The sequence below is a fragment of the Endozoicomonas sp. PH6C genome, from assembly GCF_059322965.1.
In genome coordinates this window covers 3,205,786-3,230,201 of sequence record NZ_CP185342.1, presented here as the reverse complement: position 1 = coordinate 3,230,201, position 24,416 = coordinate 3,205,786, and the positions used below count along the sequence as shown (strand labels likewise).

The 24,416-nt window shown below is 44.2% G+C and carries 17 protein-coding genes and 1 pseudogene; 9 read left to right on the top strand and 9 right to left on the bottom strand.

Going from position 1 to position 24,416, the window contains the following annotated elements; all coding sequences use genetic code 11:
• Window positions 1-78 precede the first annotated feature (78 nt).
• On the bottom strand, window positions 79-528 hold the full coding sequence (locus ACOMG9_RS12095) for a universal stress protein (RefSeq protein ID WP_317146481.1): 450 nt from the start codon (window positions 526-528) through the stop codon (window positions 79-81).
• 521 nt (window positions 529-1,049) lie between these two features.
• Here ACOMG9_RS12095 and fadB point away from each other — a divergent pair.
• The 6 genes from fadB (at window position 1,050) to ACOMG9_RS12065 (ending at window position 9,002) form a co-directional block, all read left to right on the top strand.
• On the top strand, window positions 1,050-3,203 hold the full coding sequence (gene fadB, locus ACOMG9_RS12090; protein WP_494530299.1) for a fatty acid oxidation complex subunit alpha FadB: 2,154 nt from the start codon (window positions 1,050-1,052) through the stop codon (window positions 3,201-3,203).
• Window positions 3,204-3,264: 61 nt separating this feature from the next.
• Window positions 3,265-4,437, top strand: coding sequence for an acetyl-CoA C-acyltransferase FadA (gene fadA, locus ACOMG9_RS12085; RefSeq protein WP_494530298.1), 1,173 nt, complete (start codon window positions 3,265-3,267; stop codon window positions 4,435-4,437).
• Window positions 4,438-4,943: 506 nt separating this feature from the next.
• Window positions 4,944-7,586: a type I DNA topoisomerase gene (gene topA / locus ACOMG9_RS12080; RefSeq protein WP_494530297.1), complete on the top strand. Its 2,643-nt coding sequence runs from the start codon at window positions 4,944-4,946 to the stop codon at window positions 7,584-7,586.
• A 55-nt stretch (window positions 7,587-7,641) separates the two neighbouring features.
• Window positions 7,642-8,148, top strand: a complete 507-nt coding sequence (locus tag ACOMG9_RS12075) for a DUF6586 family protein (RefSeq protein ID WP_494530296.1) — start codon at window positions 7,642-7,644, stop codon at window positions 8,146-8,148.
• Between the two features lie 128 nt (window positions 8,149-8,276).
• The gene (locus ACOMG9_RS12070) at window positions 8,277-8,582 is read left to right on the top strand and encodes a PTS sugar transporter subunit IIB (RefSeq protein ID WP_422475160.1); all 306 of its coding nucleotides are present in this window, start codon (window positions 8,277-8,279) and stop codon (window positions 8,580-8,582) included.
• Between the two features lie 177 nt (window positions 8,583-8,759).
• Entirely contained in the window at window positions 8,760-9,002 is a 243-nt protein-coding gene (locus tag ACOMG9_RS12065; RefSeq protein ID WP_448217074.1) for a hypothetical protein, read from the top strand.
• A 26-nt stretch (window positions 9,003-9,028) separates the two neighbouring features.
• Here ACOMG9_RS12065 and ACOMG9_RS12060 read toward each other — a convergent pair whose 3' ends face one another.
• From ACOMG9_RS12060 to ACOMG9_RS12035, 6 genes are all read right to left on the bottom strand, one after another.
• On the bottom strand, window positions 9,029-9,517 hold the full coding sequence (locus tag ACOMG9_RS12060) for a SulA-like leucine-rich domain-containing protein (RefSeq protein WP_448217073.1): 489 nt from the start codon (window positions 9,515-9,517) through the stop codon (window positions 9,029-9,031).
• A 128-nt stretch (window positions 9,518-9,645) separates the two neighbouring features.
• The gene (gene lexA, locus ACOMG9_RS12055) at window positions 9,646-10,248 is read right to left on the bottom strand and encodes a transcriptional repressor LexA (protein WP_448217072.1); all 603 of its coding nucleotides are present in this window, start codon (window positions 10,246-10,248) and stop codon (window positions 9,646-9,648) included.
• 249 nt (window positions 10,249-10,497) lie between these two features.
• On the bottom strand, window positions 10,498-12,231 hold the full coding sequence (locus ACOMG9_RS12050; RefSeq protein WP_448217071.1) for a serpin family protein: 1,734 nt from the start codon (window positions 12,229-12,231) through the stop codon (window positions 10,498-10,500).
• 350 nt (window positions 12,232-12,581) lie between these two features.
• Window positions 12,582-14,282 carry a serpin family protein gene (locus ACOMG9_RS12045; protein ID WP_494530295.1) on the bottom strand — a complete coding sequence of 567 codons (1,701 nt, stop codon included), beginning with the start codon at window positions 14,280-14,282 and terminating at the stop codon, window positions 12,582-12,584.
• A gap of 327 nt (window positions 14,283-14,609) precedes the next feature.
• Window positions 14,610-17,207 carry a serpin family protein gene (locus ACOMG9_RS12040; protein WP_494530294.1) on the bottom strand — a complete coding sequence of 866 codons (2,598 nt, stop codon included), beginning with the start codon at window positions 17,205-17,207 and terminating at the stop codon, window positions 14,610-14,612.
• A 318-nt stretch (window positions 17,208-17,525) separates the two neighbouring features.
• Entirely contained in the window at window positions 17,526-19,211 is a 1,686-nt protein-coding gene (locus ACOMG9_RS12035) for a serpin family protein (RefSeq protein WP_448217068.1), read from the bottom strand.
• 468 nt (window positions 19,212-19,679) lie between these two features.
• Between ACOMG9_RS12035 and ACOMG9_RS12030 the strand changes: the two are divergent.
• Window positions 19,680-21,120 (top strand): annotated as a pseudogene (locus ACOMG9_RS12030) (ISNCY family transposase).
• A gap of 244 nt (window positions 21,121-21,364) precedes the next feature.
• A complete protein-coding gene (locus tag ACOMG9_RS12025) occupies window positions 21,365-22,552 on the top strand; it encodes a pepsin-like aspartyl protease (RefSeq protein WP_494530293.1) in 1,188 nt (395 codons plus the stop codon).
• 125 nt (window positions 22,553-22,677) lie between these two features.
• Here ACOMG9_RS12025 and ACOMG9_RS12020 read toward each other — a convergent pair whose 3' ends face one another.
• Both ACOMG9_RS12020 and ACOMG9_RS12015 read right to left on the bottom strand, forming a co-directional pair.
• Window positions 22,678-23,208: a transposase gene (locus tag ACOMG9_RS12020; protein ID WP_494530391.1), complete on the bottom strand. Its 531-nt coding sequence runs from the start codon at window positions 23,206-23,208 to the stop codon at window positions 22,678-22,680.
• 239 nt (window positions 23,209-23,447) lie between these two features.
• Window positions 23,448-23,786, bottom strand: a complete 339-nt coding sequence (locus ACOMG9_RS12015) for a hypothetical protein (protein WP_448217065.1) — start codon at window positions 23,784-23,786, stop codon at window positions 23,448-23,450.
• 265 nt (window positions 23,787-24,051) lie between these two features.
• Here ACOMG9_RS12015 and ACOMG9_RS12010 point away from each other — a divergent pair, with 265 nt between their 5' ends.
• Window positions 24,052-24,330, top strand: coding sequence for a pepsin-like aspartyl protease (locus ACOMG9_RS12010; RefSeq protein ID WP_448218641.1), 279 nt, complete (start codon window positions 24,052-24,054; stop codon window positions 24,328-24,330).
• Window positions 24,331-24,416 lie beyond the last annotated feature (86 nt).

Genomic DNA, 24,416 nt, shown 5'->3' with positions numbered 1-24,416 from the left:
TAAGTCGGGAGTCAACAGTCAGCAGCGTGCAGTCTTAAGAACAGATATCTGCTAAATGTTAACTCACCACTTCTGTTCTTACTTATGGTTGTTATTTTTACCCACTCTCACCGCCAGAACGTCACAGCCCGCACCATGCAGAATGCTGGTTGATGTTGAGCCGAGGATCAGGGCCAGACCGTGTCTGCCGTGGCTTCCAACAACGATCAGGTCAACGTCTGATTCGTCAGCGATGCGATGTACTTCTCTTTCCGGGCGGCCATAAACGACATGCTGTTCGCCCTTGTCCAGATTAATACTCTCTGCCAAACGCGAAATACGCTCTCTGGCCTGCTGGGTGATTTCATCCTGAAGGGTTGTGAGGTCCAGTGGGATATCACTGCCATAAGCCACACTCAGTGGTTCAACCACATGCACCAGTGTCAGTCTTGCCTGGTAGGTTTCTGCAAGAGACTTTGCTTTATCCAGAACATCGTCTGCCTCGTCAGATAGGTCAATAGCAACGAGTATATGGTTATATTGACTCATAGACCGTCTCTCTCTTCCCGGTGTTTTTCAGAGAAATGCAGCTCAATCCAGTTTCGTAGCCATTTTTATCATCTGAGCCGGTGAGCTGCATTTCCGGATCATGGCTGTGCACTATAACCACTACAGCTACAATACCGCTGCATAAAGTTGCGATATGAGGTTGTGACATAAAGTGGCGATTTACTGCAGGCATCATAGACCAAACGCCTATATTGTATGGCTGTAGCTGGAGTTGTCCAAGTAAATTTGCAATGGGTATTTGTTATGAATCAGTATTTTTGCGGATATATTGGTGTTCATTTCCTTGACATTGATAAAAAATTCAAAGAAGGTAGGCTCAAAAATTCAAACGGTTGTATGAATTTCTGGCGAATACAGTCTGAGATGTATTGATCAGGAGTCTTACTGAGAATAATCTGCCATTTTCGTTAAAGGCACTATTTTCAGTCAGACTTCTGGCGCCATTTGTTCAGACGTCAGTTATCAGGACAACCTTTTTCAATCCGTCCGGAGAGAGATAAATGATATATCAGGGGAAAGCGTTCAAGGTTCTGGCACTTGAAAGCGGCATCGCTGAGTTGAGATTTGACCTGGATGGGGAGTCGGTGAACAAGTTCAACCGGCTTGCCATTGAAGATCTTAATGCTGCAGTCCAGGCCATCAAGTCGGACGGCACCATTAAGGGTGTCGTTCTTACCAGCGGCAAGGAAGGCGTTTTCATTGTTGGTGCTGATATCAAGGAGTTCACTTCCAACTTCCGTCAGGAAGAGAGTGAACTGATTGAGATGGTCATGGGCGTAAACCAGACCTTCAGCAGTTTTGAAGATCTGGATATGCCGACCGTTGCCGCCATCAATGGCAGCGCTCTGGGTGGTGGTTTTGAGATCTGCCTGTGTGCTGACTATCGTGTTCTGTCCAACAAAGGCGGTGTCGGCCTGCCTGAAGTTAAACTCGGTATCTACCCGGGATGGGGTGGGACTGTCCGTTTGCCACGTTTGATCGGTGTTGATAACGCGATCGAGTGGATTGCTGCCGGTCGTGAACAGAAGCCTGATGCAGCTCTGAAAGTGGGTGCTGTAGACGCAGTCGTTGAAACCGAAAAGCTGGTGGACTCAGCGGTAGCTATCATCAAACGCTGCCTGGCAGGTGAGCTGGATTACAATGCCCGTAAGGATGAAAAGCGTTCACCTCTCAAGCTGCCTTTGCTGGAATCGCTGATGGCTTTTGAAACAGCTACGGCGGTTGTCAAGCAGCAAGCGGGCCCTCACATGCCAGCACCTGTGGCTTCTGTCAAAGCGATCAAAAAGCATGCCGAGCTGCCAAGAGACGAAGCCCTGAAAGTGGAAGCTGAAGGTTTCGTCAAGTTGGCCAAGACGCCTGTGTCTGACGTCCTGGTGGGTCTGTTTCTGAACGACCAGATGCTCAAGAAGAAGACCAAGGAGCTGACCAAAAAGGCAGGTAAAGTTGAGAAAGCCGCTGTTCTGGGCGCCGGCATCATGGGGGGTGGTATTGCATACCAATCTGCTTATAAAGGCACTCCCATCCTGATGAAAGACATCGCTCAGGAAGGTCTGAATCTGGGGTTGAGCGAGGCCAGCAAGCTGCTGTCCAAGCGAGTGGCCCGTGGTCGTATGGATCCTCTGAAAATGGGAGAGGTTCTTAATCACATTGTTCCAACTCTGTCGTACAGTGAGTTTGGTGATGTTGATGTCGTTGTCGAAGCCGTTGTCGAAAACGTCAATGTCAAGAGGGCAGTCCTGGGCGAAGTAGAAAATCACGTCAGTGAGGACGCTGTTCTGGCCTCCAATACTTCAACCATTTCAATAACAGAGCTGGCTAAGGATCTGAAAAGACCCGAAAAATTCTGTGGCATGCACTTCTTCAACCCGGTTCACGCAATGCCTCTGGTGGAAGTGATTCGTGGTGAGAAGACCAGCGAAGAAACGGTGGCAACGGTTGTTGCTTATGCCAAGAAGATGGGTAAGGTTCCTATCGTTGTTAATGACTGCCCCGGGTTCCTGGTTAACCGGGTGCTGTTCCCGTACTTTGGTGGTTTCGCCGCGCTGGTGAAAGACGGTGCCGACTTCCAGCAAGTCGATAAAGTCATGGAGAAGTTTGGCTGGCCAATGGGTCCGGCATACCTGCTTGACGTAGTGGGTATCGATACCGGCTCTCATGCGGAAAAAGTGATGGCTGAAGGTTTCCCGGATCGTATGTCCCGTGACTGGAAGAGTGCCATTGACGTGATGTTCGAGAATGGGCGTTACGGACAAAAAAACAATGTCGGCTTCTACAAGTACGAGCAGGACAAGAAAGGTAAGCCCAAGAAGGTGGTCGACGAAGCGGCTTATGAGCTTCTCTCTGAGGTGGCTGGCGAAAGTCGTGAGTTTGAGACTCAGGAAATTATTGATCGCATGATGATTCCACTGTGTATGGAAACCGTTCGTACACTGGAAGACGGCATTGTTGATACAGCTGCTGAGGCTGACCTGGCTCTGCTCAACGGCATCGGCTTCCCGGTTTTCCGAGGCGGCGCCCTGAAGTACATCGATAGCATGGGTGTCGACAAATTCGTTGAACTGGCTGATCAGTACGCTCACATCAGTCCTCTGTATCAGCCTACTGAAAAGCTGCGGGAAATGGCCCGTGAAGGCAAGACGTTTTACGGCGCGTAAACAGCCTTGAGCGACAAAAAAATGGTTAATCACGAGCAACAGATTTAAGAGAGAATTGACTATGAGCCTTAATCCGAGAGACGCCGTAATTGTTGACTTTGGGCGGACCCCTATGGGTCGCTCAAAGGGTGGCATGTACCGAAATGTCCGTGCCGATGACCTGTCTGCCAACCTTATCACCGGAGTATTGAACCGTAATCCCGGTGTTAACCCTGAAGAAGTTGAAGACGTGATCTGGGGCTGTGTCAACCAGACTCTGGAGCAGGGTTGGAACGTCGCCCGTATGGCGTCTTTGATGACTCCCATTCCTCATACTTCATCAGCCCAGACTGTCAGCCGTCTTTGTGGTTCTTCCATGAGCGCACTGCACACCGCTGCTCAGGCTATTCAAACCGGTAACGGTGATGTCTTTGTTGTAGGTGGTGTTGAGCACATGGGCCATGTGGGTATGATGCACGGAGTGGATCCTAACCCGCGCCTGTCCAAGTACGCTGCCAAAGCTGCTGGTATGATGGGTCTGACTGCAGAAATGCTGGGGTTGATGCACGGCATTACTCGTGAAGCCCAGGATGAATTTGGTGTGAGGTCTCACATGAGAGCCTGGGAAGCGACCAAAGCCGGTCAGTTTAAAGATGAGATCATCCCTATGCAGGGACATGATGATGATGGCAATCTGGCCGTTTTCACCGAAGATCAGACGATCCGTCCTGAAACCACACTCGAAGGACTGGCGCAGTTGAAGCCTGCCTTTAACCCGAAAGGGACAGTGACAGCCGGAACGTCTTCCCAGATTACCGATGGTGCTTCCTGCATGATTGTTATGTCTGCACAGCGTGCACAGGACCTGGGTCTTCAGCCAATGGCTGTGATTCGTTCCATGGCAGTTGCCGGTGTTGATCCCTCCATCATGGGCTATGGTCCTGTGCCCAGCACCAAGAAAGCTCTCGAGCGTGCAGGACTGACTATGGATGACGTCGATCATGTTGAGTTGAATGAAGCCTTTGCTGCTCAGGCTCTGCCTGTCCTGAAAGACCTGAATCTGCTCGACAAGATGGATGAGAAGGTGAATCTGCACGGTGGCGCTATTGCCCTGGGTCACCCCTTCGGATGCTCTGGTGCCCGCATCTCCGGTACTCTGCTGAATGTAATGAAGCAGAACAATGGTACGATCGGTGTAGCAACCATGTGTGTAGGTCTGGGTCAGGGTATTACTACGGTATTTGAACGTCTGTAAGGCGTCGGCCTTTGCCAGACGGGTTCCTGTCTGGCTTATCCTGCCTGAAAGTACTCGCCCCGGAATTCTATTCCGGGGTACTCCTTTTTGATGCATTTTTATGCTGAGATTCTGCTTCGAAAATGAGTATCTTTTTCAGTGTCTGCATAAGTTATTTTGTCGGTAAAACCCGACATTTTTTCCCGTCAATGATCATCATGAAATCTGTCAGGCTTCACAGTAATTAAATAATCTTTTGATATTCAAGGATATTATTGCTTATAACTGGCTGGATTAATCATTGAGGCTGTGAAACGATAAATAAGAGGGTCGTTCGAGAAAAATTCAGGATCATTGCAGGGTTTTCCTTGACCGATGTTTTTCTTGACCTTATATATTGAAACAATTTTCAATTCCCGACCTTTCTTGTTTTGGTCGCAGACAGCACTGAGTGTTTTATGATCTTTTTTCCAGGCTGGTCAGCATAACCGGAACAATGGAGCTGATTACAGGACGTGTAAGGTAGCATGGGTAAATCTTTAGTTATCGTCGAGTCGCCGGCCAAGGCGAAGACAATAAACAAATATCTGGGCAAGGACTTTGTTGTTAAGTCCAGTGTTGGTCACATTCGTGATTTGCCCACCGCAGGTGGCTCCAGGAAGCCTGTGGACCCCAAAGCTCGGGCAAAGGCTGCTGCTGAGACACGTAAGCTATCTCCTGAGCAGAAAGTCATCCATAAGAAGCGCAAAGCCAAAGAACAGCTGATTGAAAGAATGGGCATCGACCCTGAAAAAGGCTGGCAGGCCCGTTACGAGATACTGCCCGGCAAAGAGAAGGTGGTTGATGAGCTGCGTCGCCTTGCCGCATCAGCTGACACAATTTACCTGGCAACTGATTTGGACCGTGAGGGAGAGGCCATCGCATGGCATCTTCAGGAAGCTATTGGCGGGGAGCCTCAACGTTATCGGCGGGTAGTCTTCAACGAAATTACCAGAAATGCCATCCAGGAAGCCTTCAAAGAGCCCGGCTCTCTCAATATTGACCGGGTCAATGCCCAGCAGGCAAGGCGATTCCTCGACCGTGTAGTAGGTTATATGGTTTCTCCTCTGCTCTGGGCTAAAATTGCCCGTGGCCTGTCAGCAGGGCGGGTGCAGTCAGTAGCGGTTAAGTTGATTGTTGAGCGGGAGCGTGAAGTCAGAAGCTTTATCCCCGAAGAGTACTGGGAAGTTTACGCTGACCTGGCTACGGAAAATGGAGAAGTTATCCGTTTTCAGGTGGCCAAAGAAGCTGGCGATGCCTTCAGACCTGTCAGTGAGGCTGCCACCGGAGTTGTTCTTGAAAAGCTGAGACAGGCTGATTACAAGCTGACCGTGCGTGAAGACAAACCGACCCGAAGTCGTCCTTCTGCACCCTTCATTACCTCAACTTTGCAGCAGGCGGCCAGTACCCGTCTGGGATTCAGTGTCAAGAAGACCATGATGATGGCCCAACGTCTTTATGAAGCGGGTCACATCACCTACATGCGTACTGACTCGACCAATCTGAGTCAGGAAGCGGTGGAGAGTGCCCGGGAATTTATCGATGGTACGTTCGGCTCAAGGTATCTGCCTGAAAATCCGAACCGGTATTCCAGTAAAGAAGGCGCTCAGGAGGCTCACGAAGCAATACGTCCTTCCTCTGTGACTGCTGAGCCAGGCTCTATTTCCGGTCTTGAGAAGGATGCAGAGCGGCTCTATGAACTGATCTGGAGACAGTTTGTTGCCTGTCAGATGACGCCTGCGGAGTACCTGAGTACGTCCCTGACAGTTCGGGTGGACGACTTTGATCTCAAGGCGAGGGGCAGAACCCTCAAGTTTGATGGTTATACCCGGGTAATGGCGGCCATAGCCAAAAAAGGTGAAGACATCATTCTGCCGGCTCTGGAAAAAGGTGATCCGCTGGATCTGAAAAAACTGGACCCGAAACAGCTGTTTACAAAACCGCCTGCCCGTTTCAGTGAAGCGGCTCTGGTAAAAGAGCTTGAGAAGCGTGGAATAGGCAGGCCCTCCACTTACGCTTCCATTATTTCGACTATCCAGGATCGCGGTTATGTTTCCCTGAAAAATCGTCGTTTCTATGCCGAGAAAATGGGCGATATTGTCACAGACCGGCTGGTTGAGAACTTCCATGATCTTATGGATTACAACTTTACCGCCAAGATGGAGTCCAATCTCGATGTAGTGGCTGAAGGTGGTGAGAACTGGAAAGATCTGCTGGACAGTTTCTACAGTGATTTCAGCAGCAAGCTGGAGCAGGCTGAAGACGACAGCGACGGTATGCGCTCCAATGACCCTTCTCCTACCGATATCAAATGTCCTGATTGTGGCAGGGATATGATGATTCGCACGGCCAGTACGGGAGTATTTCTGGGTTGTTCCGGTTACTCGCTCCCGCCCAGGGAGCGTTGTAAATGTACCATTAATCTGGTGCCCGGCGAAGAAGTTGAAGATGCTGACGACGAGGATGCAGAAGTCAATGCTTTGCGGGCTATGCATCGTTGTCCCAAGTGTTCTACGGCGATGGAAAGCTACCTGATTGATGAGCAGCGTAAGCTTCATGTCTGTGGTAATAACCCGGACTGCTCCGGCTATGAAGTGGAAAAAGGTCAATTCAAACTCAAGGGTTATGATGGCCCCGTGCTTGAATGTGACAAGTGCGGTTCCGAGATGCAGCTCAAATCCGGACGCTTTGGCAAATACTTTGGTTGTACCAACAGCGAGTGTAAAAACACCCGCAAGCTCTTGAAAAGTGGGGAAGCGGCTCCCCCCAAAATGGATCCTGTACCCATGCCTGAGCTCAAATGTCTGAAAGTGGATGATCATTATATTCTCAGAGATGGTGCCTCAGGTCTTTTCCTGGCGGCCAGCCAGTTCCCAAAGAACCGTGAGACCCGTGCTCCTCTGGTGAGTGAACTGATCCCTCATCAGGCGGCTATTGATCCAAAGTATCATTATCTTCTGGATGCACCGAGGCAGGATGCTGATGGTAATCCCGCAATCATTCGCTACAGTCGCAAAACCAGAACTCAATATGTTATGAGTGAGTCTGAAGGCAAGGCTTCAGGGTGGAGTGCTACCTTCCAGGAAGGCAAGTGGGAAGAAAAAGTCACCAGGAAGCGCAAAAAATCCTGATCTGGCCTCGTCACAAACAGGACCTTCACAGAGATCCGTGGAGGTCTTTTTATTTTTGAGAAAGATTATGTCTGAGCAGTGGCGTTCTCATACCAACAAAAAATTACACTATGCCCGTTTACAGCTGGATGCCTGGGAAAGAGCAGAAGCTTTTGAGCAGGAGGCTTTTCGAGAGGCATTTCTGATGCATGCCAGTCAAGCCTATTCCTCGATGCTGGCGGAGATATTGTCTCCCTACGGTGAGCAGCTGACCCGGTTGCTGTCTCTGGAAGATGCTTGCAGATTGATGGTTGAGCAACCGGCAGAAGTGTCTGAACTCGAGCAGTTAAAGCAGCTGGAGTCGTCGGACAGTTGGCTGGCAGATTTACTTAAAGCTTATGACGATATTTTTAATGCTAATGGTAATATACAATCATATTCAAGTAATAGCAGTATGATTATGATTGCTTCGGATACTAGTGAAGTCACCAAAGGTATTAAGACGCCAGAAAGTGCCAAGAGTATTCTTGCCTCCCTCAAGGAGTTGGTAGGGCACTTTAGAAATTTCAATCTTGAATGGTGATTAGATTTTTTAGATCTGATTCATGACTCATAATAGTGTGCCTGGATTGATTCAAACCGTGCATGATTGTGGGAATGTTTAGAACTCTGTTGTTTATGGCTGTTGTTCAATTTGATCAGAGGTGTCTTATGACTAAGATCATGCTGTGCTGTTCGGCAGGTATGTCTACCAGCATGTTGGTGGAGAAAATGCGCGAAGCAGCTGAAAGTCGGAGTGAAGAAGTCGAGGTTGAAGCCTTCGGCGCTAGTCATTTCGATGAACAGGTAGCCTGTTTCGATGTTGTTCTGCTGGGTCCTCAGGTTAAATATATGTTGAATGATCTCAAGCTGCGTGCTGCCGAATATGCTGTTCCGGTTGAGGCGATTAGCCCTGTTGATTATGGCACGATGAATGGTGCGAAAGTATTGGGCTTTGCTCTGTCGCTAACAGCCTGATTAATTCCAGTTTATCGTGTGTATGCTGCAATACGGGGGCAAAAGCTGCAGCTCTTTTAAGGGTTTTTACTTTCCAGTCTGCAATAACACTTTGCATTACTCTGTACTGACCTATTGCATCATAAGTCACAATGCTGCATGATTTCTCCCTCTTATACGCTATTTATGGAACGAAATATGGCTGCATCGTTTTTGGAAATTGTGGAACTTCCAACAGGAGAGATCGTTCTGCGACGCAGTGATGACGAGGGTGAGCCGCTGCTGACTATGAAGTTTTCAGAGGAAGCCAAGATGTATCTTGAAGGGGACCACCTGCAAGTGGCAAAGGTCATGTTTGATGCAGGCATGCGTGAAGTTGCTGAACTTACTCGTCCGCAGTCTTCTGAAGAAGAGATTCCTGAGAACAGAGTACTGCACTGACTCTATTTTCATGGAAATGACAGGCATCATGCAACCTGTCTAGTGCGAATAGCCAGCCCCTGACACTGTCCATTCCTGGCTGCGCTTTCAAGCCTACTTAGCCACCCTTTATCCAAATGCCCCAGCCAGCTGATGACAGTGTGGCTGGTTCCGGATGCCAGCGCTTTCCTGGTGAGTTCCAATGTCTGATTAATATTGTTGGAGCTAAAGATTTGCACCTTGTCATGATTTAAGTCGCAATTCTTTAACCAGTGCAGGGTTCTGGTGTCATCTGCCAGAATCAGGGTCAACCAACGTTCACTGTCAGTGGACAGCTGACTGAGCATGGGCGTCAGGAGTTGTTCTGCCTGCCAGGGTTGACCTGAAAGAATGAGTTCATTAATACTGGGCTTCAGAGACTTTTCAGTTTTTCCTGATAAAGTCTTTTCTAGGCGCGAGGGGTTAATGCAGACTGTATTGGTCTGATAGCTTGGAGCTGAAAAATTGTGCCTTTCACTGCTGGTTCGGTACAGCATAAATTCTTCCTTCTGGCATAGCCCGGACGCTGTTTGTTATTCGCACTTCAGCGTAGTGGGCCTTTAACAACAGCTGCCTGTTGTGAGTAGTGTCTCTGGAATAATGGTCAGACTCATCTTATTCCGTCTCAGGACTGATTTCTGATGACTCCGACGCTTAAACCTTCGATGGCAAAGGCATCCTGAGTGAGATCAACGACTATGGTTTCGAACTCGTCGTTTTCCGGATGCAGCAATACTTTGTTTTTCTGTTTCTCGAATCTTTTCACGGTGACATCATCTTCAATCCGGGCGACGACAACCTGACCGTTTCGAACATCTGTTGTCTTGTGAACGGCCAGCAGGTCACCATCAAGAATCCCGATGTCCTTCATGCTCATTCCTTTTACCCTTAACAGGAAGTCTGCCGATGGGGTGAAGAAAGCGGGATTGAGCATCAGGTGGTCTTCGATATGTTCCTGGGCGAGGATCGGGTTCCCGGCAGCAACCTGTCCAATAATCGGAAGGCCTTCAGGCTGGCTGTCTGGAATGCGGATACCACGGGAGGCTCCGGGGGTAATCTCGATAGCGCCTTTACGGGCCAGTGCCCTGAGATGTTCTTCGGCAGCATTGGGTGAGCGAAAGCCGAAGGTCTTGGCGATTTCGGCCCTGGTGGGTGGGAAACCTGTCTCTTCAATATGAGATTTGATCAGGTCCAGTATCTCGGATTGCCGTTTAGTCAGTTTGATCATGGTCTCTCAGTCTGTTTTTTTATACAGTATCTGTGATTATATACAGTATTCTTGTGGTGGCAAGTTATTAAGTACCTTGCCAGGCTGCGACGATAAGTAAAAAATGACAAGAGGGTTGTCAATGGTGCAGGTGAGGCATGCTTTGCCACCATAGTGATGAGTTGTTGGCTGAAATTCGCAAGCTGAGTCCCTGAAGCTTTTTTTAATAAAAAATCCGGAGGTGGTTAATCTCCGGATTTCGCATTTTATTTATGATTGTGTAGAAGTTAATTTCTTCCGCAGTGCATCCCAGGCATCATTTGAAACTTCTACTTCAAAGCCATCAAAACCATGCCAAACTTTAACAAAATCTACATGTTTGTAATCAAGCCATTCTAATATTTTTTCTCTGATTTCAAGGGCATTGTCCTTAGTACCAGTATGGATAGCTAATCTGGATTTAAGTGCTTTGGCACTTTTGATATTAAAATCCTCTTTCGGATCAAACCTATGGTATATTAGTTTGCTCACATCAATAGATTCATCATCTGGTAACATATATTTTATAGAGTTAATAGTTTCTTCAATAATTCTTTCGTCTTTTTTGGGTTCATCTAATTTTCTGTAATTTTTATAATTTTCGATAGGAGTCATTTTGCTATCAGCTGTCAAGTCATTTGGTTTCAAACTTTTATCAGATTTCAAATCATTAGATTTCAAGCTTTCAGCTGAGTCATTCCCAGCCGCATAAAATTCTAAAAAGCTGCCATCCTTAATCAGCATCTCCACCAACCGATTGCCTTGTCCATCTACAATGGCAATGTAACCAGGGGAGACAAAATGAAAGTGTGGTGGTTTTTTTGTACCGAACCCTCTGAGCGTTCTTGTTGCGGCAGTGGCAACTTGACCATAAGCTCCCTCTTCATCAATGGATACTCTGGTCTTCTGAAGAATTTCCAGATCACAATTTGAGGGATGGCCTAATCTTGTTAAATCTTCAGACCTTATGACAGCGGCTCCAAATGTCTGATAAATTTTGTCGAGTAAATTGGTGTCACAACTGCCGTCTATTTTTATCTTGGGTAGCATTAGATCCATCTCTATTTTAGAGCCATTTAATCCGTCAATCAGGTGATTGATTGTATCAGAATCAAGGTTGTTAATCCCTGTTGGACTGTCATCAGGTGTTATTATTGCGACTAATTTAAGATCTTCACCATAAACTGATCGGAATTCTTTGCCAATGGCTCCAAACTTTCTGTTATGAAAAAATTGAACATTTTCAGTTGACTTCATCATCTTGACGTTTTCAATTATACTTCCGTCTGCGCAAATAAATTTGCCCGAAGCTGTTTTTTCTTTAGAAAATGGACTTTTCCAGATACCCTCGAATTCCATCACATTACCAATTACCGTTTTAATCTGTTCTCGTCGAGTTTTAGAATGACCATGAAACAACTTATTGATTTTTCCATGAGTTTTCTCTTTCACGAAGTCTTCTGCGACGTCAGCCAGGCACCTGTCCTGGTCAGGACGGTCCAGCTTTTCGGTTTGATAACATTCAGACAGTATCTGATCAAGATGCTCGTTTATGACGGCAGAGTCAGAACCTATAAAGTTAGCGCAAGAGAGTGCCTTCTGTATCTGGTACGGATCCTTGGCGTAAGCATGGTTAACGCTGAATTCGCCTAGTTTTTTATGGATCTCAATCTCCATCTCATCAGTTAACTCTTCTTTAGAGATACCCAGAACCGATGCCTTTCTAGCTTTATCATCCATGCTCGCCAGAAGCATACCCAGAACCGGAGCCAGACTGGCAGAAGACACTACCTTGCTGTTATTGTCCCTGGCGTCTACGGCGTTCAGAATTCCTAATGACACTTTATCAATCAGTTTTTTTACAAGATATGAAGCCTGTGAGGTGGCTTTGAAGGATGTGTTTCGCAGATTTAGCGGTTGCGATGACAATGAAAATTGTCTGAATGAATGTCCAATAGGGTGCATAATATTTTCTCCTAACTCTGATAATAATTAATTTTTTATTCAGGACAAACACACTGCTTCCATGATTTTCAGACAGCGCATGTTTTTCAAATAGCCGTAAATTTCTTATTATGTAGCATTACTACTAGTTAAGTATTCGCTTTCGGAAAATTCACTAACCGGTTAGTTAGTTACGATAACATCTTGCTTCCTGCCATAAAGGCTCGTTACCATGGTGGATTTATCTCTGTCCAAAGTGCTGCCATAAAACATAACTTGTCTATCTGTCCATATTATGGGGACTACTATGCTTATAGGCTTTTGTTAAAAAAAAATCCGGAGGTGATTAAACCCCGGATTTGGCTTTTTGTTTATGATTGTCCAGAAGTTATTTTAGTAATCATTTTTTTCCAGGCATCGCCGCAAACATCTAATTCAACAGGGTTCCATCTATCATGAATCTTGATAAAACGTCCATATTCATATTCTTTTCCAATGGATTCTAATATTCTTCCTTTAAGCTGTTTAGCGTCATCCGGAGAAGACATATTTATTCTTATCCTGACATCATCTGCCTCAGTGCTTTCAATATGAAGCTTCCCATCCAGATTATAATAGTTATTTATAAAATTACTCACATCTACATGTTCAAGAACGTCAAAAGATAATCGTGTTATTGCAGATAAGTCTTTTTGTACCATCTTTGTTTTTGTGGGTAAATCGATTTTTGGTTCTGTATCATCGTCACTATCAGACATGTCAAAATCGTAATAAGCTGGCTGGTTGTCAGAGCTCTGTTTTCCAGCGGGTATGATTTCGGGTGTGCCGTCAAGCTCAAAAAAGCTGCCATCCTTAATCACCATCTCAAGCAACCGATTACCTTGTCCATCGACAATGGCAATGTAGCCAGGGTAATTAAACTCAAAGCTGGGACGCTCAGAGGATGGGTCCCTGAGAGTAGTTGTTGCGGCAGTGGCCACTGTACCATAAGCTCCCTTTTCACCAATGGATACTTTGGTCTTCTGTAGTATCTCCAGATCACCGTCTGATGAATCGCCTAATCTTGTTAAATCCCCGGCCTTTATTATGTTGGTTCCAAATACCTCAGAAATTTTGTCGAGTAACCTGGTATCACAACTATTCTCTATTTTTATTTTCGGAAGTCTTAGATCCATCTTCACTTTACGATCATTTAATCTTTCAATCAGATGATTAATGGCTTCAGAGTCAAGTTTATTAATCATTTCAGGATCTTCAAAGTGTGGTTGTATTGCAACTAATTTAAGGTCTTCTCCATTCACGGATTGGAATTCTTTACCAATGGCATCAAATTCACTGGTCTCAACAAATTGAAGCTCTTCAGTTGAAGACATCATCTTGACGTTTCTAATAAAACTTCCATTTGCGCAATTAAATGGGCGATGGACCGTTTTGTCTTCAGAGAATTCATCTTTCCAAATACCGTCGAATTCCATCACATGACCTAATACCGCTCTAATTAGTTCTCGTCGAGCTTTAGAATGACCATGAAACAACTTTTCGATTTTTCCATTGGTCTTCTCTTTCACGTAATCTTCAGCGACATCGGCCAGGCACCTGTCATAGTCATGACATTCCAGCTTTTCGGTGTGATAAGATTCAGACAGTGTCTGATTAAGCTTCTCATTCCCGAGGGCAGAGGTAGAACCTATGAAGTTAGTGCAAGAGAGTGCCTGTTTATGGTCTGGATCCTTAGCGAAAGGGTGGTTTACACTGAATTCACCGAGTTTTTTATGGATCTGAGCCTCCAGCTCATCAGTTAATTCTTCTTCCGAGATACCCAGAACTGCCGCCTTCCTGGCTTTATCATCCATACACGCCAGAAGCATTCCCAAAACCGGAGCCAGGCTGGTAGAAGACACTACCTTGCTTTCGTCGTCCCTGACACCTTTGGCACTGAGGATGCCTAATGACACTTTGTCCAGCAGTTTTTTAACAATATCAGAAGCTTTTGAGGTAGTCTGTAAGGATGTGTCTGGCAGATTAAATGGCTGCCACTGCGCCGTATTCATAGAAGTTCTCATTGATTCCATAGCCTTCTCTCCTTTACTTTATACAAATTAATTAGTGAGAATAAACTCACTGCTTCCATGCTGAGGAAATAGCCATAAATGCCAGGCTTCAGCATTGCCCTTAATACTTGATATTTAAGTATTTTCTTTCTCAGAAATCACTGACCGGTTAGTTAGTTACGATAACACCTTATTCCCTGCAATAGGGTCTGGTTACCATAGTGGAGATATCTCTGCCCGAAAAACTTTAATTGTCCGTCTGTCCATCCTATGGGGCCACTATAGTTTAAGCTTTTGTTAATAAAAAATCCGGAGGTGGTTAATCTCCGGATTTGGCATTGTATTGATTCATGATTGATTAGAAGTTAACTTATTGCGCAGTGCTTCCCAAGCTTCAAAAGAAACCTCTAATTCAAAAGGAGAATTTTGACCGAGTATCCTAACAAATTTGCTATGTTTATCTCCAATTGATTTTAATATTCTTTCTCTAAGCTCTATAACTTCATCCTTAGAAGACATATTGAGTGTTAGCTGCATATGATCTGCCACAGCGATCCGAACATCAAACTCGCTATTCGGATTATAGTGGTGTTGTATTAAAGTACTAATCCTATCTATCGAAGTTAGATCGGTTACATCTTTCTCAATTGTGAATTGATCATCAGATGTATAAACTTTACTATCAGGCATATCATAATCGTTAAGAGTTGCCAGATTATCAGAGCTCTGTTTTTCAGCAGTTGTAATTATAGGATTATCTTTGCTATCAGAAATATAAGAATCGGTAGGTCCTGAAGTTATTTTATCAATCATTTTTTTCCAGGGATTGGTTAAAACATCTACTTGAATAGGTTTAGCTCTTTCATAAATCTTAACAGAATTACTATATTCTTTTCCAATGGATTTTAATATTCTTTCCCTGATATCTTTAGCGTTATCAAAAGAAGATGTTGTCATTTTTAACCTGTGATTATCTGCCTTAGCGCTTTTAATATCAAGCTTTCCATCCGGATTATAATAGTCTTTTATAAAAGTGCTCACATCTACAGTTTCAAGAGGGTCAAAAGATAAGCGTGTTATTGCAGATAAGTCTTTTTTCACCAGCTTTATTTTTTTGGGTAAATCTATTTCACCGCGATCCACTGGTTCTGGATCATCTTTGCTATAAGAACTATCATCTTCGCTATCAGAAATATAAGAACTGATAAATCCAGAAGTTATTTGATCAATCATTTTTTTCCAAGGATTAATTAAAACATCTACTTGAATAGGAGTAGCTCTTTCGCGAATTTCAACATAGCAACTATAGTCTTCTCCAATGGATTTTAATATTCTTTTCTTAATATCTTTAGCGTCATCCAAAGAAGATGTTGTCATATATAGCCTGTGATTATCTGCCTTAGCGCTTTTAATATTAAGCTTTCCATCCGGATTATAACAGTCTTTTATAAAAGCACTCACATCTATAGTTTCAAGAGGGTCAAAAGATAAGCGTGTTATTGCAGATAAGTCTTTTTCTACCAGCTTTATTTTTGTGGGTAAATCTATTTTACTGCGATGCACTGGTTCTTGATCATCTTTGCTATAAAAACTATCATCATCGCTATAAAAACTATCATCATCGCTATAAAAACTATCATCTTCGCTATCAGACATATAAAAACTGTTAAAACTTGCCAGATTATTAGAGCCTGATTCTCCATCGGTGGAGATTATAGGGTCTCCAACACACTCCAAAAAGCTGCCATCCTTAATGACCAGCTCAATCAACCGATTACCTTTTTTGTCTAAAATGGCAATGTAGCCAGGGCAGTCAAAATCAAAGCGAGGTTTTTCGCACCTTGTTTGAATTTGTGCAACAGTCGCCATCGCACAGCTGGCACCTTTTTCATCAACAGAAAATATGATTTTCTGAAGCATCTCCAGATTATCATCTGCCGAAATGCCTAATTTTGTTAGATCTCCCGCTACTATGTCAGTTCCAAATACCTTACATATTTTCTTGAGTAACTGAGTGTCACAACTGTCCATGTTTATTTTGGGTAGCGTTAGCGTATATTCCGCTTGTCTATGATTTAATTGTTCAGTTAACTCGTTAATCGTGTCAGAATCAAGTTTATCAATCGCTGTGGCACTTTTATTATGCGGCTTTATTGCGACCAGTTTAAGATCTTCTCCATTCACAGATTGAAATTCCTTTGCGATGGCACGAAATCTCCTGTTAGAAGCACATTGAACCGTTTCAGTTTTAGACATCATCTTGACGTTATCAATACAAGTTCCATTTGCGCATAGAAAACTTCCAGCAGCCGTTTCATCTGGAGAAAAACTATCCTCCCAGACAGCCCGGCAATGTATTACATTACCAATTACTGCTTTAACTTCGTTCAACCCATCAAACAACTTTTCTATTTTTCCTTTGGTTTTATCCTTAACAAAAGCTTCTGTGACATCAGCTACGTCCCAGAAAGCACCTTCCAGCTTTTGGGTTAGATAACATTCAGAGAGTATTTTTTCAAACTGCTCAAAACTGACGCAAAAGGCAGAAGCAATAAAGTTAGCGCAAGAGATCAACTGATCAGGATGGCTTCCGTAAGGGTGGTCTTTGCTGAATTCACCGAGTTTTTTATGGATTTCAGTCTCCAGCTCATCAGTTAAGGATTCTTCGGGGATTTCCAGAATCAATGCCTTTTTGGCTTTATCATCCATACACAACAGAAGCATACCCAGTACTGGAGCCAGGCTGACAGAAGAGATCACCTTGCTTTTGTGGTCCTTGGCATCCTGAGTACATAAGATCCCGATTGACACTTTATTTATCAGTTTTTTAACAATATCTGAAGCCTGTGAGGTGATCTCGAAGGAAGTTGCTGGCATATTAGATGGCTGCCATTGCATTGCCTGGCTTGAAGTTCTAATTGTTCCGGTTGGGGTAAATGAGTGCATAGTATTCTCTCCTTTGGTTGATACAAAGTAGTGAGAATAAACTCACTGCTTCCATGCTATTGCAAATAGTCATAAATGATGAATTACAGTATTGCCATTAGTACTTGATATTTAAGTATTTCCTTTCTCAGAAAAAACTGACCGGTTAGTTAGTTACGATAACACCTTGTTCCCAGCAATAGAGCCTGGTTGCCATAGTGAAGTTATCTCTACCCAAAAACTTTAATTGTCCGTTTGTTTAACCTGTGGGGGCAACTACAGGCTAAGCTTTTGTTAAAAAAAACCGGAGATGGTTAATCTCCGGATTTGGCACTTTATTTATGAATGTGTAGATTTTAACTTCTTAAACAGTGCATCCCATGCGTCAAATGAAACTTCTACATGAGAGCCATCAGAGATCTCGATAACTTTAACAAAACATTCATGTTTGTAATCCAGCCATTCTGATATTTTATCTTTGATTTTAATAGCGTCTTCCTTGGTACGAGTTTTGATAGATAAATCAGATCTACCTGAATAGGCACTTTCGATATTAAACTCCCCATTCGGATCAAAGCTATGACGTATTAGAGGACTCGCATCAATACTTTTGATTTTTGTTTTCTCAGATAAGTGCTCTATTATAGAGTCAATAGTAGCTTCACCGCTTTTTCCGCGTTTTTTGGAAGCAAGCTTTTTCCTACCATTTGTATTGGTTTCGATTTTAGCTCTTTTGCTTTCAGCTTTACAGTCATCAGTGCTCAAACTTTCAGAAGAAATGGTCTCGGCCGGAGCAAATTCAAAAAAACGACCATCCTTAATGATCAACTCAACCAACCGATTTTCATTTTCGTCTACAATGGCAATGTAACCAGGGCAAACAAAGTCAAAGCTACCTACTTTGGGTAAGCACCTTACAGAAATTTTTTCATCACTCAAAAGCTTTTTCTGAGCACCTTCTTCATTAATGGATAGTACAGTCTTCAGAAGAATACTCAGATTACTATTTTCCGGTTTGCCTAATTTTGCTAAGTCTTGTGCGACTATTACGTCGGTTCCAAATGTCTCGCAAATTATCTCGAGTAATTGAATATCACAACTTTCTACTACGTTTATTTTAGGTAGCGTTATATTAAATATCGCTTTATTATGTCTTGTATCGCTAATCAGATCAGTGATTATTTTGGAACTAAGGTAGTTAATTGCTGTTGCACTTTCTTCGCGGGGTGATATCGCAACAAATCTAAGGTTTTCTCCATTCACAGATCGGAAATTTTTGGCTATGGCGCCAAATGTTCTGTTATAGGAATAGTGGCAATTTTCCCACATCTGCATCATCTTTACGTCATTAATATGAGTTCCATCTGCGCAAAGAAAATTGCCCGGGACTGTATCATTTGGAGAAAATGCTTTCTCCCAGTTACAATCGAATTGTATCACGCTACCAATGGCCGCTTTAATGTTATCCCGCTCAGTTTCAGGATAACAATCAAACAAGTTTTTAATTTTTTCATTGGTTTTCTCATTAATGTAACTTCCTGCGACGCGTGCTACGGAGCTGTCATGACAGTCGAGCTTTTCAGTTTGATAACATTCAGACAGCCTCTGATCAAGCTGCTCATCCCTGGAGGCATCTTCAGTAGCCATAAAGCCAGCGCAAGAGACTGCCTGTTTCTGATCAGGATCCTTACTATAAGCGTGTTTTACGCTGGCTTCACCGAGTTTTTTATGGATTGCATTCTCCAGGTCATCAGTTAAGGTATCTACGGGGATGTCCAGAATCAATGCCTTCCTTTCTTTATCATCCATACTCGCCAGAAGCATGCCCAGAACCGGAGCCAGGCTGGTAGCAGACACTACCTTGCTTTTGTCGTCATTGACGGCCTTAGGCAGGATTTTGAGTGACAGCTTTCTGATCAGTTTTGTAACAATATTAGAAGCCTTTTCGGAGACCTCCAGGGAGTTAACTGGCGGTTTTGATGTCTGCCATTGCATTGGTTCGGTTGATTGTCTGATAGGTTGCATAGTCTACTCTCCCTTTCTTGATAAAAATTAATTAGTGAGAATAAACTCACTGCTTCCATGCTGAGCAAATAGCCATAAATCCCGGGTTACAGTATTGCCCTGGTACTTGATATTTAATTATTTCTTTTCTCAGAAATCACTGACCGGTTAGTTAGTTACGATAACACTTTGTTTCCTGCAATAGAGGCTCGTTATCGTGGTAGATGTTTCTCTTTCCGAAGTTCTGCCATAAAAAATTAACTTATCTATTTGTCCAAATTATGGAGTCTGGTTTGCTTTCAGGCTTTTGTTAATAAAAATATCCGGAGGTAATTAAAAACCGGGTTTGGCTCTTTGTTTATGATTGTCCAGAGGTTATTTTAGCCACTTAATTAGTGCCCGTCCGAAAACCCTCAAATACTTTTAAATAGCGGCTTATAGCCTAATTTAAGGAACGAAGGTTTTCCACAACAGGACGTTCCCGAACTTATGCGCCAGACCATTAATCCACAAATACAGCTTGGCGAGGTTGATATCTCTGCCATTACATTCAATCTCAGGTCAAGGGATGACATTCCCCGCTTGCTCTTGGCATTGCAATATATCTGGACAAATATCGAGTTGAGGAATCAGGTTTTTCACGTGCTTGAGGGTATGATAGCTGCCGACCAAGGTAACGGGCGTCCCGGAATGGATCCCTGGAGGGTGTTGGTTTTTGGCGCCTTGCGGCTGGTCATTAACTGCGACTACGACCGGCTTCTTGAGCTGGCTAACGAGCATGGAACTCACCGAAAGATTCCAGGCCATGGGTCTTACTGTGAACACCAGTACAAACTGCAAACCCTGCAAGATAACATCTCATTGTTCACACCGGAAATTCTGGACCAGATCAATCAGGTCGTCGTCAATGCTGGCCGTGAATTGGTAAAAAAAAGAAGAGAGGTTACGCGCCCGCGCTGACTCGATCGTCGTAAAAACCAATGTTCACTTTCCGACGGATATCAACCTGCTCAGAGATGCTATTTGCAAGTTGATAGAGTGGGCAACCACTTTGTTTTCGGAGCAGCATGAAAGCCTGTGGCGACAGAGCCGCTATTTGCAGGAGCAGCATAAGAAGCGATTTCACAAAGCCCGCAACCTGAAACGATCCACCTCGGCCAACGAGGCGCTTCGGGATGTCCGGCGGAATGATATTGAAGCTGCCCATGCCGACTATGATGCCTGCAGTCAGAAGCTTATTAGCAAGGCAGAAGTCACCTTAAAGCTCCTGAGAGCACGTACGCCAGGGGACTTGCGGTTAAAAGAACTGGAACGTTGGGTAAAAGATTCAGACTACCAGTGTCAGCTGATTGTCCGTCGTGTATTGAATCATGAAAGCATCCCTCATAATGAGAAGGTTTTTTCTTTATTCGAATGTCATACTGAATGGATCAGCAAAGGTAAGGCTGGCACCCCTGTGGAACTTGGCCTCAGAGTCTACGTATTGCAGGATCAGTTTGGCTTTAACCTGCATCATCTGGTCATGGATAAACAGACGGGCGACCAAGTGACTGTAACTATTGCGGAAGGTGCCAAACAGCGATTTCCCCAGGTATCACAAGTCAGTTATGACCAGGGTTTCTGCTCAAAAGAAAATCTTGAAAAACTGGAAGAATTACTCGACCGGACAGTGTTGCCCAAAAAGGGCAAATGGTCAGAACAGGACAGGTTTCGTGAGCGACACCCGGAGTTTATCAGGGCAAAAAGGAAGCACTCCGCTGTAGAATCTGATATTGATGCCCTCGAACAGCATGGGCTGGACTGATGCCCGGATACTGGCATTGATAGCTTCCGTCGTTATGTGTCTCTGGCAGTTCTGGGTACGAATCTGTATCGATTGGGTACCTTGCTACAAAAGCAGGCAGCCCATACAAGTAAAAAAGCGGCCTGAAAAGAGAAACGGGCTTGTTGGCAACCAGGTTCACCTTTGGGTGAGGTTGCCCTGTGCTCAAAAATCGGAAAGTTGTTCACAAAATGAACAGAAATAAACCAAAAAGTAGCACCCACAGATGAGTAGGCTGAATTTTAACCTAAAATTTTTGCTGCTGCCTGCTGCCTGCTGCCTGCTGCCTGCTGAATCGGATTATTTGTGGGTTTTCGGGCAGGCACTACATAGAGTCTGAAAGGTAATTGTTATGAACAACCTCTTTTTAAAAAATATTTTTATATGTATTTTTTCTCTATCTGATTCAGCGGTTTTTGCAGATCTTCCTGTTTTTAACCGCATTCCAGTAACCAGCAGCAATATGGCTGACCTTCCCGGTAAGCGACTTTATTTGAAAATTTATGGACCAGAAATGGCTAAAGGAAAGACATTACTACACAACTTCGGTAATACGCAGTATTACGGCGAGATAAAAATTGGATCTGACGATCAGGTATTTAAAGTTCTTTTAGATACCGGATCAAGTTATATCTGGGTTCCTGGTACAACATGTGATTCAAACAGCTGCTCTGACAAAAAACGTTTTGATCCACAAAGCAGCAGCTCGTTTGTACGCACTAGCCACAGACTGAACCTAAGTTACGCCAGAGGTAAAATATCTGGTATCTTCGGTTATGATGATATTACTCTCGGTGGCATAAAGGTAGTATCTCAGGGATTTGCTGTAGCCGACGTTATTTCAGATGATATCGAGGACCATCCGTTCGATGGCGTTTTAGGCTTGGGTTTTAAGAGCAATAGTATCATCCCATCATGGTTAGACAATGCCCTAAAACAGGGTTTGATCGATAAAGCTGTCTTTTCGTTCTACCTGTCCCAAAAAACCAACAAGGGCGGTAGTGTTATGATTATCGGTGAGCCCGACCCTTTCTATTATCAGGGGCCTATATACTGGCACTCCCTGATAGCTATCGATGGTGAACATCCTTATTACGATATTTCTTTTGACGGCATCTCAGTCGGAGCAAAAAATATTCTCCTAAGCTGTCAAGAAAGACAATGCAAAGCCCATATTGATACAGGGGCACTTTATATTTATGGGCCAGAAAAAGACGTCGAATCCATTCTTGAATCTCTTGATGTGAAAGCAGATTGCTCAAACGTCAGCCAACTTCCACCTCTGAAGGTCTCCATTGGTGGCCATATCTATGAGGTTCCCCCACAAATTTATGTAGTCAAAGAGCAAAACTGCTTTGGAATGGTTGAATGTCATGCTGGAATTGACGAAATGCCCGGAATTAATAATGAATCTTGGATCCTTGGAAATCCATTCATGAGAGCGTTTTACACCGTTTTCGATAAAACAGATGATCGGATTGGTTTTGCCAAGTTACATGACAGGCTCAATGAACCAAAAACACTCAAGGCATTATACTGATTAATCAGATAGTTTTCGTACAAAAACATTACCCAATGAAAATCATGGTCATGAATCCATTAATTTATTATCTGGTTCGAGCTGAACCTCAAATGACCGTCTAAAATCAAGGAGGTTTTTTTTATCTACATAGAGTCATCTCGTGCACGGTGTTCACGTTTCGCATTATCTGTCCAGAAGTTGAGCAGCTTCCTTGTATGTGAAAGCAGAGACTTTCCTGCATTCATCAGGGATAAAATGACATTACCAAACAGCCGGGTTCCACTTTTCATCGCCTTATGCGTCGAGATTTCTTCAATGGCTCCACTTTCGTAGAGGTTCGCCTGCGCAGCATGGGCAAGGTACCTTTTCAAGGTCACAATCACGAAGGACATCAGAATCAGGCTAAACACCAGTGTCGCTGATTTAGTGTTAAAACGATGCCACCCTGAATAAGACTTGATCTCTTTGAAGATAAGCTCTATTTGCCATCGTAGACGATAAGCCTGAAGTACTTCACTCAGGGTGAACTCAACCCAGTTGAGGTTGGTTACAATGAATACCCATTTCAGTCTACTGTCATTCCAGCGGACAACTAAACGATATGGCCAGGCCTTGAATCCCGGCCATTCTACATCCAGGTCGAGGCATTGATCTTTAGGGAAGCCAGACAACACTTCCAAAAGAACCCTCCCGATCATCAATGGCAGCAAAGCGTTCCAACTCAAAATAACCGGCATCCATCAGCATCAGGATATTGGCCATGGAGGTTGGCAGTGGTGGCAGACAGTCTCTTTCTGAAGGGTATCTTCAGTGAGCTGCACGCGCACCAGATTGTTGGTAAGAAGATCCATTGTCGTATGCAGTTCGACAGCAGCAGGACTGACCGTTGAGAACCTGCCGGGAAATGTTTCCTTTAGGCATCGTAGACAGCCTGCGATGAGCCGTCATGAATCAGAATGTGCTCGAACTCTGAAAATGGACTGTCCTCATCAAACGCCATGACTTTGCGGGTAAAGACTTCCAGACACTGCAGCCATAGCCAGAGGACAAGAGCAGGCATCGCGTCTTTTTTAGCTTGATTTGCCCAGGAACGATAGGAGACATTCAGCCCCGTCAACTCATTAAATTTTCGGTGGAGATCGGCTTGAGTATCGCAGTTTCCATCACCAGCAAGGGCACCAATCAGTGAAAGGATAAAGTCCAAGGGGCGGATATCTCGCTGTCGTATAGTAAAACCAAGCTGCTCCGCCATGCTGAGGAGTTCAGACCGGTCGAAGCACGTCAGCAGTTTTTTCAACCAGTCTACTATTTGCAGTACTCATTTTGTTCAGCTCTGATAATTTTTCGAAGCTTTATTGTGGCTGTTCAAGGTGAGTTCTGCCGCTGGAAATGAATCTTTTTTGAGCTTAATGTCTACCCTAAGAGCGATTCTATTTGGAAATTCGTGAGCCAGAGATGGCTAAAGGAAAGATATCAACGCAAAATAGTCGTAATGAGATTTATTACACTGTAATTAAATTGGATCTGATGATCAAATATTTAAAGTCGTTTTAGATACCGGCTCGAGTGACGTATGGGTTCCCGGTACAAAATGCAGCTCTATTAACTGCTCTGGCAAAAAACACTTTGTTCCGCAAAGCAGCAGCTCGTTCATAGACAGTAGCGATAAAATGACAATATTTTACATGATTGGCAAAGTATCTGCTGACATCGGTTATGACGACATTACTATCAGTAGTATAAACCGACATTCACCACCCCCATCAGGAATAAATCGATTGGTAAATAGACCCTAAAATAAAAATGATTGTCGACTGGCTTTCCGTGATGCCTACCACATATTTCTCCGTCCCGTTGATAGCCCAAACAGAATGCCCTCAAA